The following is a 19,742-nucleotide window of genomic DNA, read 5'->3' as shown; positions in this document are numbered from 1 at the left end:
ATGGAATCTCTGAACAAATTTGATTTTTTTTTTAACAAACTATATAATATCTTAAAAGCATATTGATTTTTAGCCCAAATAATACTAATTGTATTGGCAACTAAGAATCAAATCTAATATCAATACCGCATGATGCTGTCTTGTTAGCTTTGTATCTTTTAGGAGGTTTATATGTCAACTTCATCTTTGCTTCGTTTGGAGCATGTTCAAAAGAATTATGGAAAGACTGAAGCTCTTTCTGGTGTTAACTTGGATATCCAACCTGGACGTATTGTTGGTTTGCTAGGACCAAATGGTAGTGGAAAAACAACTATCATCAAACTTATCAATGGTCTTCTGCAGCCAACTTCTGGACAGGTTCTTATCAACGGAGAAAAACCTTCTCCAAAAACGAAAAAGGTTGTCTCTTATCTACCAGACACAACTTACCTTGGTGATAATATGAAAATCAAGGAAGTATTTGCTATGTTCAAAGACTTCTATTCTGACTTTGACGAAGAAAAGGCCAACCACCTTTTAGAAGATCTCAATTTAGACGAAAAAAGTCGTTTGAAGAATCTTTCAAAAGGTAATAAAGAAAAGGTTCAATTGATCCTAGTTATGAGTCGAAAGGCTGATCTCTACGTTCTTGATGAACCAATTGGTGGTGTGGATCCGGCAGCCAGAGACTATATTTTGAAGACAATTATTCAAAACCGTTCAGAGAATTCTTCTGTGTTGATCTCTACCCACTTGATTTCCGATATTGAAGATATTCTTGATGATGTTATCTTTATCAAAGATGGGGAAATCTTGTTGCAGGAAGATGCTAATGAGCTTCGCAGAAAACATGACAACACTATTGACCATATCTTCCGTGATCAGTTTAGAATTTAAAGGAGAGATTTATGTTTGGGAAATTATTAAAATATGAATTTAAAGCAGCCGGAAAATTATATGGCGTCTTGTTCTTAATTCTGGCTATTGTCTCATCAATATTTGGTCTGATGCTATCTAACAGTATATCTACTGGAATTACGTCAGATGATGCTGTCTCAGCAGTCTATTCATTCTTTACTATTGTATTCTTTTCAACCTGTACAGCACTTGTTATTTCTAACCTAGTCATTACCATTAGACGTTTCTATCAAAATATTTTTGGTCGTGAAGCATACTTGACTTGGACACTGCCCGCAAATGCCCACCAAATCATCCTTTCAAAAATGACAATGGCAACTATTTGGTATATTGCGAGCGTCTTGGGAATTTTCCTAAGCATCATCTGGATGGCTTTTCTTGTAGCTCTTGGTTCAGGGGTTGATGTCCTCAATAAAATTGGTCTTCTTCTTTCCTACATTCCATTGATTCCTACTCTTCAAATAGCCTTCTATTTGCTTCTAGGTTCGATTTCTTTTGTATTATTCCTATACTTGTCTATTTCCATTGGCCAGCTTTTCCAAAATCATCGCATTCTAATGTCCTTTGTAGCTGCCTTTGTTCTATGGATTATAATAGGAGTACTGAATCGTCAGCTTTATTTCACAAATCCTTTCATCTATGCGATTACCTATGCACAATATGTTGGTTCTTATTCCCAACCGCCTATTCAGTTTTCATTCCTGTCCGCTTATACTTATGAGATTATAAAACTTCTTCTTTTCTATTTTGGGGTTTACTATATTACTCGCACTAAGCTAAACCTTGAATAAAAATCTTAAATCATCAAAAGAACAATCAGAAATTTCTGATTGTTTTTTTACTCTAGTTTTCAAGGGCGCTTATTCGTGTTACAATAAGACAGTATATTATTTTATTTAAAGGAGTTACTTTCATGCAAAAAGAAATCAAAGCTTCTGTTACGTCTTCACTAATCTGGGTTATTTTGGGAAGCCTTGGCCTGCTATTTCTGCTTTTGAACCTACCATCTGCTCTGCAAAAGAATGACACCATTGGACTTGTATTCACTGGAATCTTTGGAATTATTCTTTTGGGGATCGTTATTGCTTTTGGCCACTTGGCTATAAGAGCACCGCAAAAAATCCGAGAAAAATACCAAAGCATTTACGAACGCTACCCTGAGCTTGCAGACCAGCACCAGCTCATCCAAGAAAAGGCACTCGTTAAAGATGATTTTAACTCGCTTTATCTCTACCGAGGCGCTATCTTTCTCGTTAAAAAGAGACTCCTTATGCCTGTTTACTTAGATGAAATTGAGTCTATCACTTTAAAGATTGAGTGGGTTCATGCTGGAAATGTAAAAACAAAAAATTTCTTCCTTTATACAAAGAATGGGAAAGAGCAGCAAAAGATTGGTTTGGGAATCATCGATCCCAACAAATACCAACACTTGATGGCATTTTTTGAAAAAGTACTAGAATTGAAACCTGACCTAGTTTTCCAAAATGAGGTTGAAAATAAATAATATAAAACAAGTGACCGCATCTTTTATTGACGCCGTCACTTGTTTTTGTATGCAAGCATTAAGTCAGACTTTTTTCAGACCACCTTGAAATTCGCTTACTTAATCTTATGTTTACTCATCTTTTCTTCAAAAATGCTTGTCATAATGGCGCGCAATTCTTCTCTTTCCTTGTCGGGAAGTTCGCCTTGTTGCTTAGCGACAGCGTATAGTTCAGGATATTGCTTAGCAACTCGTTCAACGGTCTTGGTCGTCGCATGCCCTCTCACGAAGAAAGGAATCCTCTTAATCCATTCCTCAGGCACAAGTGCTAAAATCTTTTTAGCAGCTTCCTTATCGGAAATTTCTGCAGTGCTTAGCCCTTGATTGATCTGCTCCTGCTCTTTTTCTGTAAAATCTTTTAATTCCATATGCTAAATCTCCCTCTTCTATTTTCTTAATGCTAACAGAGCACACTATTTACCCTCTACCCACTCATCGTTGTCCATGATAAAGGGCTTGGCCAGACCTTCTCCTGTGTAGTCCTTATACTTGGTCTGCAAGTATTTGTAGACATCTTCCTTGGTCGCAAATTTGATTGCCTGATAAGGCTCTTCAAAGGTCAGCTTTTCGATAAATAAGTAGCCATCTTTATCTGGAACCAAGACGCCGACATGACCGACAAAGAGAGAATCGCCGTCAAGATTGTCATGAACAATGACAGAGAGCATTCGAGCCTTTTCATTAAACTTGAACTGTTTGAAGTATTCCTCCATCTTCTTAGCATGGACTTTTACATCTTGAATCGCTTCAGTCTTAACTCTTGAAAATAGGATATTAAAATCTTCCTTATCCTTGGCATCAAAGAGCTTCCCCTTGTCAATCGAGTCATTATCAACGAACAAGAGTTCGTCATCTTTTTCTATTTGAGGGATTTCGATGCTATTTTTCAGCAAAGTATAAGTATTAATCCGACAATTTGTCCCGATAAAATCACCCTTCTTGGCCTGCCATAGTGGATTGATTTTTTCTACATCATATTCGGTTTTGGTAAACTTAGTGAAGTCACCCTTTAATCCGGTCGATCCAACAAGTCCATTGTAGTCATTAACTAGATTTATAAAGTTATCCACGCTACCTTCATCCAAATGAGCTGATAACAAACTCTTCACTTCTTCGACACTCTTTTTACTGTTTAGATTTGAATAGGTTGATGTAGTTTGACTTGTTTCTTTATTTTTCTGCGAACTAGCACATGCCACCAGCCCAAAAGCTAAAGCTAGGCAAGTGCAGAACATAATTATTTTGCTGTATTTCTTCATTCTTATTTCTCTCTAATCTTGTCTTCTACAGACTTTTTTGCCTTACAATTTTTCTGATGAGCCTTCAATTTCTTCACGGCCCAATCATAATGGCTGGAAGTTGCACTTACAAAATAGGAGCCAAGTACAGTCCCTCCGACCCATTTATAGACATTTTTTGAAAACAATTCTTCGTTTGTAAATGTGTCAGCTAAGTCCAAAACATCTTGATGGGACTGATGAAAGATCTCAGTTGCCTCTTCAAGAGAAGTATTTTGATGCTTCTGCCAAAATACCAGATTCAGCTCGCCATAAGTCTTCCAGTTATAGGGCGCAGGAAGAAAGGGCTGCTCTTGCCCCTTTTGATTGGAATGCACCCAATTCAACAAGAGCTGATGCCATTCATAGAGGTGAATCAAGACATCTCTTAGATTTTTATCTCGTCTCCAATGGGCCTCTTTCTTCTTTTCATCTCGAGAAAAATCAAAAGGGGTATGTAACTCTTGATCAGATAATTTGGAAATGAGAGTTTGTAGCTTCTCATAGTTTTCCTTAGCAGCTAACAGCAAATCTTCTTTAGTTTTTGGTCTAGGCATGAGATTGAACTCCTTTGCATATTTTCTCTGCTTATAAAGAACTACCTTACAAAAATCATCAAAAAGAAATGTTCTGAAGTAAGATAATTTCCATTTTATGAAAACAAAATTTGAATATATTATAACAGAAAGAAGGTAAGAAAGACATTTAATGCTACGGTTAGAAACTTGTGCAAACTACAAATCCCTTTGGTAAGATGACAAGTTTCTCGTCATTAGTTTGGCAATAGCTCACCAAATCAGCTGAATCTCTGTCTAACAGATAATTTTCTTTGGACTGATTAAAAATGGCTCGGATTGCTTGATGATCATGTTCCCATTCTAAAATCAGCACATCAGGAGCAATTTCTTCTAGGGTATACTTCCCATGCTGAATAATGCCCGCAACATCCTTGCGAAGCTGGATCAAGTTCTTCATAAAATTGAGCATGTCATTGCTACTTGAAACCCGGTCCCAAGGCATGACCCGTCTACAATCCGGATCCATATCTCCGCCCAATTCTAGCTCAGTCCCATAATAGATGCAAGGCGTTCCTCTTTGTAAAAAGAGAAAGACAAGTGCAGATTTGACAAGCTGGATATCACCTTGAGCTGTCGCCAAGATGCGCTCAGTATCATGCGAATCCAAGAGATTAAACATAACCTCAGAAATCTGCTGCTTGTAGTACATGGACTGGCAGTTAAACTCAGCTATAAATTGACTGGTCTTCTTGCTCCTGCTCAAAAAGTAGTTCTTGATACTATCCGATAGAGGATAGTTCATGACGGCGTGAAACTCATCTCCATTTAACCAAGGCTGAGACGTATGCCAAACCTCTCCAAGAATATACAGGTCAGGCTTTTTAGCCAAAACGACCTTGCGGAAATCTCGCCAGAATTGGTGATCAACCTCATTAGCCACATCCAATCTCCAAGCATCAATATCAAAATGTTCAATCCAATAGGTCGCAACGCTTAAGAGATAGTCTTTCACCTCAGGATTTGCCGTGTTTAACTTAGGCATATAGCTGGCAAAGGCAAAGGTATGATAAGGGAGTTCTTTTGGATTCAAAAGATTGTCATTCGTCACTGGAAACTCTTGAATATGGAACCAGTCTTTATATGCTGACTTTTCACCATGTTTGAGAACATCCTGCCATTGAGCGGATTGATCGCCCATATGATTGAAAACCGCATCCAGCATAACCTTCATGCCACGCAGATGAGCTTGCTCCACCAGTTGACGGAAAGTCTCCTTGTCCCCAAAGTGTCGATCGATTTCAAAGTAATCCGTCGTATTGTACTTGTGATTACTTGGAGATTCAAAGATGGGACAGAGATAAAGCCCTGTAATCCCTAGGTCTTGCAAATAATCCAGATGATCAATAATCCCCTGTAAATCCCCTCCAAAGAAATCACTACTTTTAGGTGTGATTGACGAATCCCAATCTAGAGCTCCTTCTGGTGAAAGTTCAGCATTTCCATTGGCAAATCGTTCTGGGAAAATCTGATACCAGACCGTTTTTGAAACCCAGTCAGGAACCTGGCAGCCATCGATTTCGTGAATATAAGGGAGTTTAAAGCCATTGCCTTCTAAAGCAAGGTTTTCTGGACTATTGTCAGCAAAACCTTTATCTCCATACAAAATGCTTTGCCCCTCTTTATCCTTAAGCTCAAACAGATACTGGATCCGAGCAAAGCGCACAGAGACAGCTACTTGCCAATAATCAAATAAGGCATCAGATGTCACTTTGACCATCTCTTTGACATCTTCATAAGAATCCTCAATAAAGATAAAGGGATCCCCATAGTGCAAAATGATTTTCTCTATATCCTCTTTCTTAGTCCTAATTCTGATATGCACTTGACCTTCCTTATAAAGATAAGCATACTCCGACTCTGGTCTATGATAAATGGCTGTTAATTCCATATTTTGTCTCCTAAACTTTCTCTTTCAATTTTAAAGCAAACGTTTTCATAGCGTGACACTAGTATACTATTTTAAAAAAATGATTGCAAGCTATTGTTCAATTTTGGGAATAAAAGGTATAGCAGAGAATATTAAAAAGCCTTGAGGACAAGGCTTTAGACTTTATTGCAACTCTTTTTGTACCGAGTACACTTCTAGTGAATTTCTTAGTATCTTAATTCTACTAGTAAGTTATCTGATCCTTCGTCATCAACATCAGAATATATATTAATATTTCGCTCCTTAATATATTTGATGTTGGCATTTCAAACAACATCCACTTCAAATAAACCAGAAATGATAGGTAATTTGGAAAATATAGAGATATCTTTCACTATTCAAGCTGTACAAGAAATGAGAATAACAGCCAATATAATCGTAAATTTTCTATAAAGAGCATATTTTTTCATACTGCTAGATAATTCATTGTTGTTTCTTTTTCCAAGAAGGGTCGTCCGACAACTCGATCTCACCTATTAACCACCGTGACATCTTCTTATTTTTGTCTTTAAAAGGGTCGAGTTTAATCAAAGTAAAAGGTGAAATACTTGCATCTGGAAAATACAACTCCGCTTTTAAAGACTGCTTAGGATTATCGTTGGCATAGGCTGAAAATTGAATATGGTAGTTTACACAAACTTTCTTCATAACCAAATTGATTATGAAGAACTAACTTTTTAGGTCTTATTTCCATATTTCTTAACCATTTTTATTTTTAAGCTAATTCATCACTATTAGGGTGCTTTTTAACATAAATAGCTGCATAAACTGCATCTACCATAACAGCTGGCAAAGTCAAGGTAAATAAAATTCCCAATAAAATACCAAAAGCATTTTGAATATAGCCTGTTAGGAGAGAGGGAATGATTGTTGCCCCCGTAAAAGCTATAGCAAAATTATTCCACCATGTTTTCTTTCTATCTCCCTCTTTTACTTGATTAAAAGCCCAGACTTTCCCCTGATTCTTTGGGAGGTAGTACCAAGCATAGAGGCCACAAGCAAAGATAAAAAGTAACAACATTGGTATAACATAAAATAGACTCAAATCTGAATCATAGACAGTTCGTGCACTAATAGAATCTCCGTTTGAGATGAACATCAATAATCCGATAAAGGTTAGGCATACCAGTACTATCAAGGACACTAAAGCAATTAAAATATAAGTCAACGACTTAAAGCGATTGATTAAAGAGTTAAAACAAGCAAAAAAAATACTAGCCACATTAATAATAATGCATATAAGAAATACTGCTTTAATAGTGCCAATATTATCCTCATAGCCCCCACCAAAATATAAAAATAAACTAATTGGTAAGCTAATCCATGGATATAATTTAATATAACCTAAACTGACACCATGTGTGATCAAAGGGCCATAGTATCTGTCTCTTTCTATATCAGTAATCTTTTTCTTACCTTTCGTATTCACCTTCACCAATTAACTAAACCACCCTCCTACTGTTTTTAAGCAATTGCCAATTGCATCTGTTGTGTTTATTAAGGCATTCTTAGCTGCATCCGTTATAGATTGATTATTTAATCCCTTGATTTTAAAGCCATCCATAGCCCATCCAATAGCTGTACCATAATAGATATAGTAGTTGTTCCTATCTTTGTTTTAGACTTAATATCAAAACTATCATCAGAGGGAGTCAACTCAATTATATCAAGAGTGATTAAGTTAGGCTGCAATCCGAGAGAATAGTGTTTTCATCTCATTGAACCTAAGTCCATAAGATACTTTTTATTTTCTATTTCTACAATGCTATACGCCACCGTATTAGCATTCTTAAACTTTAAACGAATCATTCAGCACTCAAACACTTTCTGAATGGATTTAATACCTGAATCAATGCCATTTGCAATGTCATTGATTCTATATTTTCTCAATCTTTTCAACCTCAACTTGACCATGCTTGTATAGATGAGCGATTGGAAAACTTCCTAGAGTAAACATGAAAAAGAATAACGATACGATTCCATTGATTACCAAGAAAGCTCCTTCTGTTCCATTATTTAAACCAAGGAAAAAAAGTAAACAAAGTAAATTTAATCCAATGAAGGGATATACTCCTCCGTTACTTTTTTTAGTAGTTGTAAATGTAACTATGTATTTATTGGCATTGTTTGGAATCCATTTATCTGCTTTTTTATGGGATAACTTTAATGAAATCAGAATGGCAAAATAAGAAATCAGCATAGAAATTGCAAAGAGTAATAACTTTAATAATATTTGTTCACTAATATTATTGTGAATAAAAAAATTTTTCAGTGCATCATAGCTAACCTTGACGATTGGTTGAACGATTACGGCTCCCATTGTCGCGCTTACTGGTCTGCTAGGTTTAATTTCGAATTGGTTATTATTCTTTTCAATCTCTACCATGTCCACTGTAATCGTATCTGTTTTGAATCCCCAGTAATAGCTCTTGGGGCTTATAGCACTCGTATCCATGACATACTTCTTCGATTCTTGAGCTATCTGAACAATTTGAAAGCACGTCATACTTGAATTTTTAAATTTTAATTCCAAAATTATCCTCAAAAAACTTTCTAATTAACCTAATAAATCCTTATTAAATTTCTCGACTTCCTACAACTATGATGTTTTCAATCCTGAGAAGCTTCCGATAAGACTACTGACATTTCAACTCAGTGATTACTCTTTTCAATTCCGTTCATAAAAATCTCATTCTTTTTCAAAAATAATACTACTAATTTGTACAATCTTTTGATTAGATTTTAGGTGAATAGTTGCTCTATATATGGTTGAGCTGGAATGACTTACTACTACTACACATGTTGTTTCCTCTGGTAAATCATATTTTCTTTTTAGGTGTTTATAGAGGTCAGAGTTCTTTTCTGGCCGATATATAATCTCACGAAATTCTGTTTTCTCAGTCTTGAAGATTTCTTTCACATCCAAAGAAGCAAAATAATCTCTTTTCACAACTAAATTAAGGATTTCTTCATCAAATAAAGGATTTATCTCTGAACCATAATTTAGTTCACCATTAGAGTAATTAACAGGAACTGTCTCTTTGGTGTCCCTAGTTGTTATTGTGTAATCCCCCTTAATATCAGCTTTAGTGATATCTAAGTCCACTTCGTATTTTTTGACTTCATCTTGATTTTTTATATAAACTCTACTAGTGTATGACTTTAGCCCAGTAAAATCTTTCTTGTCTTGTTCTAAAAATCTAAACATAGATTCAAACGTTTTTTCAAATTCGTACTGTTCCTTTGTTCTGTTTTTGGGAATGGTCTCACCACCCAAACTACATCCATTCAATGACAATAGTGATATCAGTATGATGACCAAGCTAGAAAGCCATAATAAATCCTTATATTTTTTCATTTATATCTCCTAAATAGTAATGAGTGGTATTTTTATCTTACAATATTTTTAATTAACTTCAAGGAATCACTTTTCTTTCACAAAATAAATTGCAGTGCTGATTTGTATCAATTTTTCTTTAGATTCTATACTTAGAAGGATATCGTATCTATCATAGTACGCATATCCAAGACTAACTGAAAGTTTTGTATCAGATGGAAGGTTATACTTTTTCACTATTTTTTTATATAACTCTGATTGATTTTCTGGTTGGTAAATAATATCACTCAATTCCGTTTCCGCACTCTTAAAGGTTTGTTTCACATCCAAGGAAGCAAAATAGTCTCTTGAAACTACTAGATTAAGGATCTCCTCATCAAATAAAGGACTTATCTCCGAGCTATAATTCAGTTTACCATTAGAATAAGTAACAGGAACAGTTTCTTTATCCTCCCCAAGTGTTATTGTGTAATCCCCCTTAATATCAGCTTTAGTGATATCTAAGTCCACTTCGTATTTTTTGACTTCATCTTTATTTTTTATATAAACTTCACTAGTGTATGACTTTAGTCCAGTAAATTCCTTCTTGTCTTGTTCTAAAAATTCAAACATCGGCTCAAAAGTTTTTTCAAATTCGTACTGTTCATTTGTTCTATTTTTGGGAATGGTTTCACCACCCAAACTACAACCATTCAATAACAATAGTGATGTCAGTATGATGACCAAGCCAGGAAGCCATAATAAATGCTTATATTTTTTCATTTATATCTCCTAAAATAACGAAAGCTGAGTCTATTATAGCATGAACATACTAAAAATGACTTTCAATAACCATTTATATTCACTTATAAACTTCATTTAAAGGCAATCAACGCATCAATATGAAAGCTTAATATTTTTTTAAATGTTTATACTTACACTAGCTCAAAAAAGACATTCAAAAAAAAACTTAAATGTCTTTATTAATACATTATCAAGGATATTGTTTGCTTAACAATCTAAATTCCAATCTCCTAATCGGGATCAATAGCTGTGAACCTTACTTTATAACCATTATTTGTATATAGAAATTCTATTTGAAGTGTCATATCCAGTAACTCAGAATAACAATTCATTTGATAGCTATCGGCAACCTTTTATTGGTTAGGATTACTGGACTTATAATCCTCAATCCTAATTATATCATCATAATTATCTTCTGTAAATTTATGAGCAATTTCTATAATAGTACAATTTTGGGAATAAATCAGTGCACGAATTTCTTTAGCATTCATATCATCCAATGAAGCAGTCACTTCATCAACTAGTAAGATCGGCTTAAGTCTGAGCAAGCATCTCGCAATTTCTAATTTCATCATTTGACCACCAGATAAGTTTTGACCATCAAGTTGGGTCTCAAGATTATTCCCCATCTCTTCTAGAAGGTTTACTTTCTGCAAAACATCACGTAAATTACTATCAGAAATTTCCTGAAATAACGTTAAATTATCTCTTAAACTACCATTAAATATATACGGTTTTTGGTGTATTAGAGACACCTTGTTATAGGATGGTTCATAACAAGTTCCTTTTTCATTTTCAAAATATAAATTTCCGGAAAATTCAGTATCTTCACCACTTAAAATTTTAAACAAGGTTGATTTTCCACTACCACTTGCTCCCGACAATAAAATCTTTTTTCCAAAAGGAATGTCCAAAGATAATCGTTCAAAAATGAGCTTATCTTCAAATGACTTACTAAGATTTCTACCATAAATCCTCAATTTTTCCTTTGAAGTTTTAATTTCTATTTCTTCATCATCATTATTTCTCATATTTAAAATGAAAACCATCTTATCCCTAATAAACTTAGCTGACTGCAAGCTAGAGGTTCCTTCTAAAAGTTGTTGTAATGGAGAAATTAAATTCATTGACGCAGTCATCATGGCTAGTAAAGTTGTAAGTGTGATAGAAGTTGACTTAATAAAAAACAAACCTATCATTAGTGGAACCACTAAGCCAATTCCTTTTAGAGGGCCCGTCCAAAACATGACCAGATTATGACTAGTAAAATATCGGTATTGTTTTTTCTCCGTATTCCTGATTTCGTCCAAAACATGGGATGAAAACTGTTTACTTGCTTGATTACTACGAATTGTATCTATTCCTTTTGTAAAATCTGTAATAGATGTCATACTATTTACTCTCGCTGTACTTAGCTCCTCTCCTCTCTTCTGCAACATTTTATTAAATATAAACTGAGGTATAATCATTAAAAATCCCCCGATTGTAAATAGCAGACCTACTTGGATATTTTGTAGGAGGAGATATGACACTGAAGCAAGAATAGATAATACGTAGATGGGATAAACTATCAAAGGAACTAAGTATTCCTGCCAAAACATTGGAATATCCTGTGTTAAAAAGGAGTTTAGCTCCTCAGAGGTATAATTTATTCTTTTTTGATAAAAATTTTCAATAGCCTTTTTAGAAATTAGGACATTAAAATCTTCAATTATTGTACGTACTAAGATGTTATTTATATACATACAAGCATAAACAAATATAAATAGTAGCACTCCACCCAGTCCAAATGTTAGAACCATCTGAGTATTATTCACGTCAATTTCCCCTGCAATCTGTATGAGAAAAGACGTAAGTAAGCCTTGTAAAGAATATAGCATAGAAAATAGTATATAGACAAATAATTTTAATTTTGATATATTCTCTAGAATTGTCTTCATATCATTCAACCTTTAATTCTTAGTTTACTTTATTAGATAAGATAGCGAGTTCAAAATTTTGTATAATATTTTGTTGCATTCTTTTACACTTTTCATCAAAGTTACGTTCGTTAAAAATATCACGCTTTGGACAAGCGCGTATTAATAATTTCATTTACAACCATGCTTCTTCTCCTTTCATTTTTAATGCTTCTATTATATAATGTTAGAAACTTAAGAAAGAGAAATTTCGGAAATCCGAACATGAATAATCGAGAAAAATTTAAAGCTATTCGAAAGCAAAGAAAACTTTCCCTAAAAACACTCGGAAAAATTGCTGGCTCTGCAACAAGTATTTCTGACTTTGAAAATGGCCATACTAACCTTTCTAAAGATGTACTCTTTAAACTGTTAGGATTCATGATAGTTGAAATTAATGAATTTTTTGAGTGGAAGGATTTTCAGGATGATGATTTTTACAAAATAATACAACAAATAGAGGATGCTTTGAGTAATAACGGTATTCAGACACTCTCTAAAGTAAAAAAAGAGCTTTTGGAGTTATCTTCGAAAAAAGAGCAATATATTTATCTTATTATCTCACTCGTTCTTGAGGTTATGATCTGTGAACTACAACAGGAGACAGTTAAACAAGAGGCCATACTTCAGTTGACAGACTACTTTTTTTCATTAGAATATTGGACGAACCTTGACGTAGGATTATTTGGAAATCTCGTCCCATATTTCACAACTGAAGCTCTGGTGGTATTCACTAATACTATTCTAGATAGTATTCCTCAATCACTAAAAAATAACCTTGATCGAATCAAGATTGATACAGTCCTAAACTGTCTTTCTGCTTTTATTGAACGAAAAGAGCAAGGAGCAAGTCAAAAACTTCTATGCTTACTGTTCCAAAAGAAATATCCAAACTACTTTTTATTTGAAAAGCTTTATCTACATGAACTTCAGGCCATGTCTGACTATCTATGGGGAAATAGGGAAAAAGCCATAAAAACACATAGTACAATCCTAGAAACAGTTAATATCATTCTCAGTCCTGAAACGATGAATGAATGGGATGATTACTTTAAAAAAATTACTAAGCAAAATTCTAATTTGGGTTAGTGAAGAAATCTTTTTAATTTCCAGCAATTATACTAGTTTTCAAGTTGCAATCTCCTCTGATCTATTCATAATCAGCATAAAATAAATAGGCTACACTAAACTATACTCCATATAGAAAATGTTTTCCACTAGAATGGAAATTCTATGTCTAATAAAGTGTAGCCTATTCACCAACTTGCAAAAAGGAGTGGCCTCTGCCACCCCTTTTTGTAAACTATGTATCATTTTATTTATCCAGTTTTATCACCTTATCATAGCGCTTCAAGTCCTCTTCGCTGTAGTGATGAATCACTTCTACGAGTGCTTGTGGGAGAGAGAATAGAAGCTGATTGATTTTCTCTTGGTTTTTTAGATCCAGATTGGCTTTGACCTCGTCAGCCAGGATAAATTGACGATTGTGATAGAGAGCACGGGCAATTTCTAGCCGCTGCTTCTCACCGCCCGACAGAGTTTGGTTGCTAGGTGTTTTGCCTTGGAGGCCTTTCAAACCGGTTTGCTGCAGGATTTCCTCCATCCTTCTGGAATCCAATTCTTGTCCCAAAGCAATGTTTTCCTCTAGACTCAATCCATCAAAGACATGACTGGACTGGAGAATGTAGGCTCCTGCCTGATAGAGTTCATCTGAGCTTAGCTCTTGTCCATGGTAACGAATCCGACCTTGACTAGGCTTGATTTCTCCATAGATGAGGTTAAGTAAGGTTGTTTTCCCAGATCCACTTTCTCCGATAATGGCAATCTTTTCCCCTTCCTCAATGGTAAGGTCGCAAGGGGCTAGGATTTCTTGACCATCACGCTCTACGCTGACTTGCTCCAGCTGGATAGGAAAGACGGAATCTTCGAGTACAGAAGGCATCATCAACTCCTCTCCCAGCAGTTTTTGATACTTATCACAGAGAGACTTGGCTGACTTTCTGGTATTGATAAAGTAAGATAGCTCCTGAAATTGGTAGCCGATATTATGCGATACTAGGTAAATCCCAACAAAGCTGGCTGCAGATAGGTAGTTATAATAAGTCATGAAACCACCAATGACAATCGGCGCGATCGAGCAAAAGGCATCAATCCCATTGATAAAGAGACTGTTTAGCGTCCGCTGCTTTTCATAGGCGATTTCTTGCTCTAAAGCCTTGTGTAAATCTTTGGTAAACCGTTTGTAAAATAAGCTTTGTCCCCGATAATACCGTATGGGACGAGCACCCGCAATCATATTGGTCACTTGAGAAACGTAGCCTTGGTTAGCTAGGGACTTCTTCTTAGTAATCGTATCCAAGCGTTTGGAACCTATACTACTACAAAGAACAGGTATCGAATAAAAAATAATAAAGAGCAAGCCAAGATAAAAATTAGTCCAGAGAGCATAACAGATGGAAACAGTTGTAAATCCTAAAGAAGAAATGATAATGACAGTAGGCTCAATATAGTTATCTTCTAGCTGTTTCACATCATTTTCCAGGTCGGACAAAACCTCTTCATCCGCTATCCGACGGCTATATAAGAAAGTCTGAAAGATGGCCTGCTTAATGCCCGACTTAAAGTCCGTCAGCACTCGTGCATAGTAATAGCGTTTCCCCGCCAAACCCAGCAAGAGAATCAAATTCCCCACAATCCCCCAAGTCAAGACCTGCCACAGCAAATGCAACTGGTGATTGGTAAAACTAGAGACAATATACTGAATCAAAGCTGGTGTAATAACAGCCTCCAGCCAAGTAATCATAATCGCCACAAAATAGAAGAATAAATACTTTTTAGTTACATAAGATCTAATCATAGCGTATAAACCTCCTGAAGTTATTTACCAACTTAGATGGTCGTTTTTTATCTAGACAGTGATAAAAGGGCTTAATATTTTGTATAAAATGTGTATGTAACACCAAAAGCCTCTATTATCCTCCTGGAATGAACTTTTTCCATCGACCAATGACATCCTTTAACGGCTCATCAAGATAGGAATAGGCCTTTTCCTTGATCCAATCAGGAATACCATATGCCGCCTCGGCTATGCTCCCCGTTATTGCAGCAAGTGTATCACTATCGCCACCAAGCGAGATGGCGTTTCTTATAGCATCTTCGAAGTCTCTACTTTCCAGAAAGGCAATAATGGCCTGGGGTACGGTATCCTGACAAGTTTCATTGAAACGGTAAGTAGGGCGGATTTCATCTAGAGTTTGAGATAGATTGTAGCCGTACTCCTGCTCAATATAATCCTTGATCCGTCTTTTACACTCTGTAGGATTGTCGTTGATTGGTTGCTCATAATCCTCACAGTAGCCTCCAAAGTAATAGCGACACATAAAGATAGCATCCGACGTTGCCATAGCTCCCTTGATGCCCTCTGGATGGGTTATGAGTCGCCTCAGCAGAAAGTCGTGCGAGAGATCTTCTAGAAGGCCAGGCTCCTGTTCTGGCACAAAAACCACAGTCCATAACCCAAGCACAGGGAGAAACACGCATAGCAGAACCATTCCCAAAACTATTGTAAGGCTCACGATTATCACTATTAATCCATGTACGAAATCTATTGCCATATCCAGCATCGGGATACATCTTACCATACTTTTTCATGGCGTCAATAAAGTTATCTTTCTGACCACCCTTCATAATAGCCTCAGCAACAGCGCAGGTCATAACAGTGTCATCTGTGAAAAAGCAGTCTTCACGAAATAAAGGGAAATCCTTTGTCTTAATATTATCCCACTCATAGACAGAACCTACAATGTCTCCAATAATTGCTCCTAGCATGGTATCCTCCTTACGAACTATTGGTTTAGACTGACATTTCTACTTGCCATACTCTTTTATTTTATCAGCATATTCGGTTAAAAGATTCTTTGAGTAAATTTTTTCATTTTTTGAATTTCTAACTTCTTTCCAAAGAATAGAAGCAACTTTTAACTTGTTGGAGTAGTTGCGACTATTTTCGTCTGCACAGAAATCCTTTAGAAATTGATTCCATTGACAAACCGAATGGTCATACTTAGCATAGTCTGAGTTTCCATAATAAACTTTTAGCATATCTTGGATTGTAAAACTCAAATTATTTTCTCTTTTTACTTTTCTCCAAGCAGTCGCCATATCAGCAGTAAATTTAAAGGGCGAAACATCTGTTAAAGTTGAGAAATATTCTCTAAAGTGTGCATTAAAGGAGAATCCGCATTCAAGTAAGGGCGTATCTAAGGTAACGACTTCTACTCGTTTCTTATTTCTTTTTGTTGATGATTTTTTAATCAAATTTCCCTTAAAGTACTGCTCAATAATGTCATTAAGTTCCTGTTTTGTCCCTCTATATTCAAGCCCTAATGACTTGCATATCTGTGAAAGTTCATCACGATACCAGTAGTATTTATTAAATTCATCAAAGGATAAGATTTTTTCAAACTCAGGTCTGCTCTCTATCAATATAACACCTCCTTAAAGCCAATTTAGGCTGTCATCTCGAAATAATGTAGTTTTAGTTTCTTTATTTTGAGGATTAGCTACGTTTCACTAACAAGCTTACACACTCAACGGTTCGGACTTACCGTATCATCTGTAAAAAAGCAGTCTTTCCGAAATAAAGGAAAATCCTTCGTTTTGATATTGTTCCATTCGTAAACTGAACCTACAATATCTCCAATAGTTGCTCCTAGCATGGTATTCTTCCTTACAAACTATTGGTTTAGACTGAAATTTCTACTTGTCATACTCATCTATTTTATCAGCATATATCGTTTTTAACGGATAGATTTAAAATCTCTTTCCAATCAATGATCACATTTTCCTCAGGATTAAACGAAAATCTAGATAAAGGCACAATGTTTCCATTAAAGATAATTTCCATATAATCCGGCAAGTGTTCAGGATTCACATACTCCACTTCAAACCCATCTTCTATTTCCAAAGTATATCCGGGTATTTGAGAAACAAAGTCTTTTCCATCTTCTAAAGAATCAAACACGACTTAATCTTTAGAATAATCATTTTGGTACAATTCCAATAGATACATCTTCCATTCTCCTAATATTTGAAAAACTAACCGATATTTTAAGCAACTTACAATCAAATTATCTAGCCTTAATATACGCATTTATCATATAACGAAGATAATTAAGTGTTGTTTATCCAGGATCGACATCTATAGAAGTTATTTTGTAACCATCATTATTGTATAAAAATTCTAATTGTAGGGTTAAATCTACTAATTCAGAATCGGAGGTCATCTCATATTCAACAACAAAGCCAGTTTGATCATTAAATTCATAAACTTGTAGTTGGGAGTACTCATAATTCGGATGGAAATTACAATCTACACCATATTCATCAATTTTATCAAAATCATTTAATTGTAATGAATCGTCAATATATTCAAGTAACTCTCTTACATCATCAACTTCCGAACCATCAACACAATCCATAATATCTCTATAATTATTTAGATGAATGGCTCTTAAAATCTTTTTAAGTACTTCAATTACTTTTTCTTCATCTTGGTAGTTTTCTTTGTACTCAAAATCATCGAATATTCCCATGATAATACTTCCTTTTTTTAATCAATTTTAAATCTTATGAATATTAAAAATGTTTCACTAACAAACTCACACACTCAGCGGTTAGGACTTACTGTATCATCCGTGAAAAAACAATCCTCACAAAATAAAGAAAAATCCTTCGTTTTGATATTGTTCCATTCGTAAACTGAACCTACAATGTCTCCAACTATTGCTCCTAGCATACGTTTCCTCCTTATGGCATATCAGATTCGTTACACATTTCAAATGAATCACTCTTTAAAAATGGCACCACCAAATCAATCCACTCATAAGGCAGGTAAGCTGATAAATAGCCGTGGTTATAGCCCTTTGCTTCATACAAAATTGTATTTGAATGTAGCTGATGAAATAATTTCGCTGATTCTTTCACACAGTTCAATTCTTTTTCACCATAGATATACAGAACCTGAGCCTTGCTAGCAGAAATCATATCTTTCAGCTTGTAACATCCCATATAGTTTTTGTAAATGGTCACCAATGTTTTGACAGGGGTCCTTGGCAAATCCTCCAAATAATAAGCTTTTATTTCCTCTGGATAAGCCAGTTTAGGATAGAGTTTGTTCATCATGCTTAACTGAAGTTTGCAAGAGAATTTATTGAACATCAGTTTACCAAATAGATACACTAGAAAGATGCTGATTTTAGCTAACCTTGGTTGAGGAATGCAGAGGCTTCCATCTATGATGGCCTTCTCAGCAATTTCACTGTCTAAAGACAAAAGCTCCATGGCAATTTGACCACCAAGTGAAACACCACCGATTGCAAACAATTTCCCACCACAGTTTTCTTTGATATAGTCTAGAATCTCCAAAGCAGAATCTTCAGTAGAAACATAATCAAGTTGATATTCCTCGCCGTGGCCATTCAATGTGGGTAGAATAATACGGTATTCTTTTGACAAGATTCGTGCTTGACGAAGATAATTCCACCAAGAACTGCCACCTCCATGTATCAGTAAAATAGGAGGCAAATTCTTATCACCAAATTCATGGAATTTCATGTTTAAACTCCTTACTGTAGGACTTTCACTAGCTACACCCATGTTTAATCAGCTCTTAAAAGCAGTACCACACACTCGACATAAGACGAGTGAACACTATGTATGCCAAGTGAACATGTATGTATGTGGGAACATGTCTATAAACCTTTTTCGATAGCATAAGGTTATCATTAAAAGGTATTACCCCGACAAACTGTGATTTACTCATTTTATTAAATCAGCTATTTCTTTCTTCCCATACGCCTTTACATTTTGAATTACATCCTGTTTCCTCTTGATTGATTCAAATAATAATTTATCTAGTACATTTGCGAATTCTTCAAACTGAACCTGCCCGATTCTTCTTATTTCTTTAAGTTTCTCAGCATCTCTTACCTTTCTTTCTGCCTCACTTTTTGGGTATCCTTGCCCAAATGGCTCCGAGAAAAAAGCTTCTATTGTTCTTTCAAGATTTTCAGTACCTGACCATGTATAATCTTCACCTAATGGTAATGATATCGCATTTCCATTATTAATCTGAGCAAATAAATAGGCATCATTCGGTGTAGGTGCATATCCGCAAATGACATCAGGCATACTATTACAAGCAAGCATCATTCCTTGTCCGGAAGAACAGCCCGTAACAACGAAATCAACTGTCCTACTCGCCAACAAGATACCTACAAGAATAGAAATCTCTATATACGAATATTTTTCATTTTCTTCTATCGTACAGCCAAAATTTATAACCTCAGATTTCTTTGAAGCATACTTTAATACAGCATCATAGTTTATTTGATTTTTGGTCGCTTGCGAACTTGCTTGAATAACTCCGATTCTCATTCTTC

Annotated in this window: 21 protein-coding genes and 2 pseudogenes; 4 read left to right on the top strand and 19 right to left on the bottom strand. The window is 35.3% G+C overall.

Going from position 1 to position 19,742, the window contains the following annotated elements; all coding sequences use genetic code 11:
• Nucleotides 1-171 precede the first annotated feature (171 nt).
• The 3 genes from PCY09_RS00730 to PCY09_RS00720 all read left to right on the top strand — a co-directional run bounded on the left by PCY09_RS00730 (nucleotide 172) and on the right by PCY09_RS00720 (nucleotide 2,401).
• On the top strand, nucleotides 172-876 hold the full coding sequence (locus PCY09_RS00730) for an ABC transporter ATP-binding protein (RefSeq protein ID WP_060553478.1): 705 nt from the start codon (nucleotides 172-174) through the stop codon (nucleotides 874-876).
• 11 nt (nucleotides 877-887) lie between these two features.
• Nucleotides 888-1,688 carry a hypothetical protein gene (locus tag PCY09_RS00725; RefSeq protein ID WP_008809280.1) on the top strand — a complete coding sequence of 267 codons (801 nt, stop codon included), beginning with the start codon at nucleotides 888-890 and terminating at the stop codon, nucleotides 1,686-1,688.
• 122 nt (nucleotides 1,689-1,810) lie between these two features.
• A complete protein-coding gene (locus tag PCY09_RS00720) occupies nucleotides 1,811-2,401 on the top strand; it encodes a hypothetical protein (protein ID WP_061602097.1) in 591 nt (196 codons plus the stop codon).
• A gap of 95 nt (nucleotides 2,402-2,496) precedes the next feature.
• On the opposite strand, the gene PCY09_RS00715 is transcribed toward PCY09_RS00720, so the two are convergent.
• The 10 genes from PCY09_RS00715 to PCY09_RS00670 form a co-directional block, all read right to left on the bottom strand.
• Complete coding sequence (locus PCY09_RS00715) at nucleotides 2,497-2,808, bottom strand: hypothetical protein (RefSeq protein ID WP_061602096.1); 312 nt, start codon at nucleotides 2,806-2,808, stop codon at nucleotides 2,497-2,499.
• A 45-nt stretch (nucleotides 2,809-2,853) separates the two neighbouring features.
• Nucleotides 2,854-3,699 carry a DUF4300 family protein gene (locus tag PCY09_RS00710; protein ID WP_061602095.1) on the bottom strand — a complete coding sequence of 282 codons (846 nt, stop codon included), beginning with the start codon at nucleotides 3,697-3,699 and terminating at the stop codon, nucleotides 2,854-2,856.
• A 2-nt stretch (nucleotides 3,700-3,701) separates the two neighbouring features.
• On the bottom strand, nucleotides 3,702-4,274 hold the full coding sequence (locus PCY09_RS00705) for a ClbS/DfsB family four-helix bundle protein (protein ID WP_125397111.1): 573 nt from the start codon (nucleotides 4,272-4,274) through the stop codon (nucleotides 3,702-3,704).
• 160 nt (nucleotides 4,275-4,434) lie between these two features.
• Entirely contained in the window at nucleotides 4,435-6,183 is a 1,749-nt protein-coding gene (locus tag PCY09_RS00700; protein WP_061602093.1) for a glycoside hydrolase family 13 protein, read from the bottom strand.
• 754 nt (nucleotides 6,184-6,937) lie between these two features.
• The gene (locus PCY09_RS00695) at nucleotides 6,938-7,660 is read right to left on the bottom strand and encodes a hypothetical protein (RefSeq protein WP_061602091.1); all 723 of its coding nucleotides are present in this window, start codon (nucleotides 7,658-7,660) and stop codon (nucleotides 6,938-6,940) included.
• Complete coding sequence (locus PCY09_RS00690) at nucleotides 7,661-7,786, bottom strand: hypothetical protein (protein ID WP_260470021.1); 126 nt, start codon at nucleotides 7,784-7,786, stop codon at nucleotides 7,661-7,663.
• Between the two features lie 312 nt (nucleotides 7,787-8,098).
• Nucleotides 8,099-8,755 (bottom strand): hypothetical protein, encoded by a 657-nt coding sequence (locus tag PCY09_RS00685; protein ID WP_227250293.1) that lies wholly within the window; start codon nucleotides 8,753-8,755, stop codon nucleotides 8,099-8,101.
• A gap of 156 nt (nucleotides 8,756-8,911) precedes the next feature.
• Nucleotides 8,912-9,580 carry a hypothetical protein gene (locus PCY09_RS00680; protein WP_301556686.1) on the bottom strand — a complete coding sequence of 223 codons (669 nt, stop codon included), beginning with the start codon at nucleotides 9,578-9,580 and terminating at the stop codon, nucleotides 8,912-8,914.
• Between the two features lie 66 nt (nucleotides 9,581-9,646).
• The gene (locus PCY09_RS00675) at nucleotides 9,647-10,321 is read right to left on the bottom strand and encodes a hypothetical protein (protein ID WP_061602089.1); all 675 of its coding nucleotides are present in this window, start codon (nucleotides 10,319-10,321) and stop codon (nucleotides 9,647-9,649) included.
• 374 nt (nucleotides 10,322-10,695) lie between these two features.
• Entirely contained in the window at nucleotides 10,696-12,282 is a 1,587-nt protein-coding gene (locus PCY09_RS00670) for an ABC transporter ATP-binding protein (protein WP_061602088.1), read from the bottom strand.
• A gap of 243 nt (nucleotides 12,283-12,525) precedes the next feature.
• Here PCY09_RS00670 and PCY09_RS00665 point away from each other — a divergent pair, with 243 nt between their 5' ends.
• Nucleotides 12,526-13,389 (top strand): Rgg/GadR/MutR family transcriptional regulator, encoded by an 864-nt coding sequence (locus tag PCY09_RS00665; protein WP_060553463.1) that lies wholly within the window; start codon nucleotides 12,526-12,528, stop codon nucleotides 13,387-13,389.
• A 226-nt stretch (nucleotides 13,390-13,615) separates the two neighbouring features.
• Here PCY09_RS00665 and PCY09_RS00660 read toward each other — a convergent pair whose 3' ends face one another.
• The 9 genes and pseudogenes from PCY09_RS00660 to PCY09_RS00625 all read right to left on the bottom strand — a co-directional run bounded on the left by PCY09_RS00660 (nucleotide 13,616) and on the right by PCY09_RS00625 (nucleotide 19,737).
• Nucleotides 13,616-15,157 carry an ABC transporter ATP-binding protein gene (locus PCY09_RS00660; protein ID WP_061602087.1) on the bottom strand — a complete coding sequence of 514 codons (1,542 nt, stop codon included), beginning with the start codon at nucleotides 15,155-15,157 and terminating at the stop codon, nucleotides 13,616-13,618.
• Between the two features lie 115 nt (nucleotides 15,158-15,272).
• Nucleotides 15,273-16,128 (bottom strand): annotated as a pseudogene (locus tag PCY09_RS00655) (ADP-ribosylglycohydrolase family protein).
• 39 nt (nucleotides 16,129-16,167) lie between these two features.
• Nucleotides 16,168-16,785, bottom strand: coding sequence for an SAP domain-containing protein (locus tag PCY09_RS00650; RefSeq protein WP_061602086.1), 618 nt, complete (start codon nucleotides 16,783-16,785; stop codon nucleotides 16,168-16,170).
• 104 nt (nucleotides 16,786-16,889) lie between these two features.
• A complete protein-coding gene (locus tag PCY09_RS10460) occupies nucleotides 16,890-17,018 on the bottom strand; it encodes an ADP-ribosylglycohydrolase (RefSeq protein ID WP_082245467.1) in 129 nt (42 codons plus the stop codon).
• 74 nt (nucleotides 17,019-17,092) lie between these two features.
• A pseudogene (locus PCY09_RS00645) lies at nucleotides 17,093-17,323 on the bottom strand (hypothetical protein); the annotation flags it as partial.
• A 160-nt stretch (nucleotides 17,324-17,483) separates the two neighbouring features.
• Entirely contained in the window at nucleotides 17,484-17,894 is a 411-nt protein-coding gene (locus tag PCY09_RS00640; RefSeq protein WP_045591387.1) for a hypothetical protein, read from the bottom strand.
• A 74-nt stretch (nucleotides 17,895-17,968) separates the two neighbouring features.
• Nucleotides 17,969-18,097, bottom strand: a complete 129-nt coding sequence (locus PCY09_RS00635; protein WP_080998590.1) for an ADP-ribosylglycohydrolase — start codon at nucleotides 18,095-18,097, stop codon at nucleotides 17,969-17,971.
• 11 nt (nucleotides 18,098-18,108) lie between these two features.
• On the bottom strand, nucleotides 18,109-18,915 hold the full coding sequence (locus PCY09_RS00630; RefSeq protein WP_061582947.1) for an alpha/beta fold hydrolase: 807 nt from the start codon (nucleotides 18,913-18,915) through the stop codon (nucleotides 18,109-18,111).
• 204 nt (nucleotides 18,916-19,119) lie between these two features.
• Nucleotides 19,120-19,737 carry an RpiB/LacA/LacB family sugar-phosphate isomerase gene (locus PCY09_RS00625; protein ID WP_045773280.1) on the bottom strand — a complete coding sequence of 206 codons (618 nt, stop codon included), beginning with the start codon at nucleotides 19,735-19,737 and terminating at the stop codon, nucleotides 19,120-19,122.
• Between the last annotated feature and the right edge of the window lie 5 nt (nucleotides 19,738-19,742).

Origin of the sequence: Streptococcus sp. SG2 (genome assembly GCF_030439925.1) — a bacterium.
GTDB lineage: Bacteria > Bacillota > Bacilli > Lactobacillales > Streptococcaceae > Streptococcus > Streptococcus gordonii.
Note: the sequence above shows the minus strand (reverse complement) of the source record. Positions and strands in the feature narration are given on the sequence as shown.

What these genes read in the sequence shown, in the direction of transcription:
- PCY09_RS00730 (WP_060553478.1), top strand. Translation starts at nt 172, where the DNA reads ATGTCAACTTCATCTTTGCTTCGTTTGGAGCATGTTCAAAAGAATTAT.
- PCY09_RS00725 (WP_008809280.1), top strand. Translation starts at nt 888, where the DNA reads ATGTTTGGGAAATTATTAAAATATGAATTTAAAGCAGCCGGAAAATTA.
- PCY09_RS00720 (WP_061602097.1), top strand. Translation starts at nt 1,811, where the DNA reads ATGCAAAAAGAAATCAAAGCTTCTGTTACGTCTTCACTAATCTGGGTT.
- PCY09_RS00715 (WP_061602096.1), bottom strand. Translation starts at nt 2,808, where the DNA reads ATGGAATTAAAAGATTTTACAGAAAAAGAGCAGGAGCAGATCAATCAA.
- PCY09_RS00710 (WP_061602095.1), bottom strand. Translation starts at nt 3,699, where the DNA reads ATGAAGAAATACAGCAAAATAATTATGTTCTGCACTTGCCTAGCTTTA.
- PCY09_RS00705 (WP_125397111.1), bottom strand. Translation starts at nt 4,274, where the DNA reads ATGCCTAGACCAAAAACTAAAGAAGATTTGCTGTTAGCTGCTAAGGAA.
- PCY09_RS00700 (WP_061602093.1), bottom strand. Translation starts at nt 6,183, where the DNA reads ATGGAATTAACAGCCATTTATCATAGACCAGAGTCGGAGTATGCTTAT.
- PCY09_RS00690 (WP_260470021.1), bottom strand. Translation starts at nt 7,786, where the DNA reads ATGGATGGCTTTAAAATCAAGGGATTAAATAATCAATCTATAACGGAT.
- PCY09_RS00680 (WP_301556686.1), bottom strand. Translation starts at nt 9,580, where the DNA reads ATGAAAAAATATAAGGATTTATTATGGCTTTCTAGCTTGGTCATCATA.
- PCY09_RS00675 (WP_061602089.1), bottom strand. Translation starts at nt 10,321, where the DNA reads ATGAAAAAATATAAGCATTTATTATGGCTTCCTGGCTTGGTCATCATA.
- PCY09_RS00670 (WP_061602088.1), bottom strand. Translation starts at nt 12,282, where the DNA reads ATGAAGACAATTCTAGAGAATATATCAAAATTAAAATTATTTGTCTAT.
- PCY09_RS00665 (WP_060553463.1), top strand. Translation starts at nt 12,526, where the DNA reads ATGAATAATCGAGAAAAATTTAAAGCTATTCGAAAGCAAAGAAAACTT.
- PCY09_RS00660 (WP_061602087.1), bottom strand. Translation starts at nt 15,157, where the DNA reads ATGATTAGATCTTATGTAACTAAAAAGTATTTATTCTTCTATTTTGTG.
- PCY09_RS10460 (WP_082245467.1), bottom strand. Translation starts at nt 17,018, where the DNA reads ATGCTAGGAGCAACTATTGGAGATATTGTAGGTTCAGTTTACGAATGG.
- PCY09_RS00640 (WP_045591387.1), bottom strand. Translation starts at nt 17,894, where the DNA reads ATGGGAATATTCGATGATTTTGAGTACAAAGAAAACTACCAAGATGAA.
- PCY09_RS00635 (WP_080998590.1), bottom strand. Translation starts at nt 18,097, where the DNA reads ATGCTAGGAGCAATAGTTGGAGACATTGTAGGTTCAGTTTACGAATGG.
- PCY09_RS00630 (WP_061582947.1), bottom strand. Translation starts at nt 18,915, where the DNA reads ATGAAATTCCATGAATTTGGTGATAAGAATTTGCCTCCTATTTTACTG.
- PCY09_RS00625 (WP_045773280.1), bottom strand. Translation starts at nt 19,737, where the DNA reads ATGAGAATCGGAGTTATTCAAGCAAGTTCGCAAGCGACCAAAAATCAA.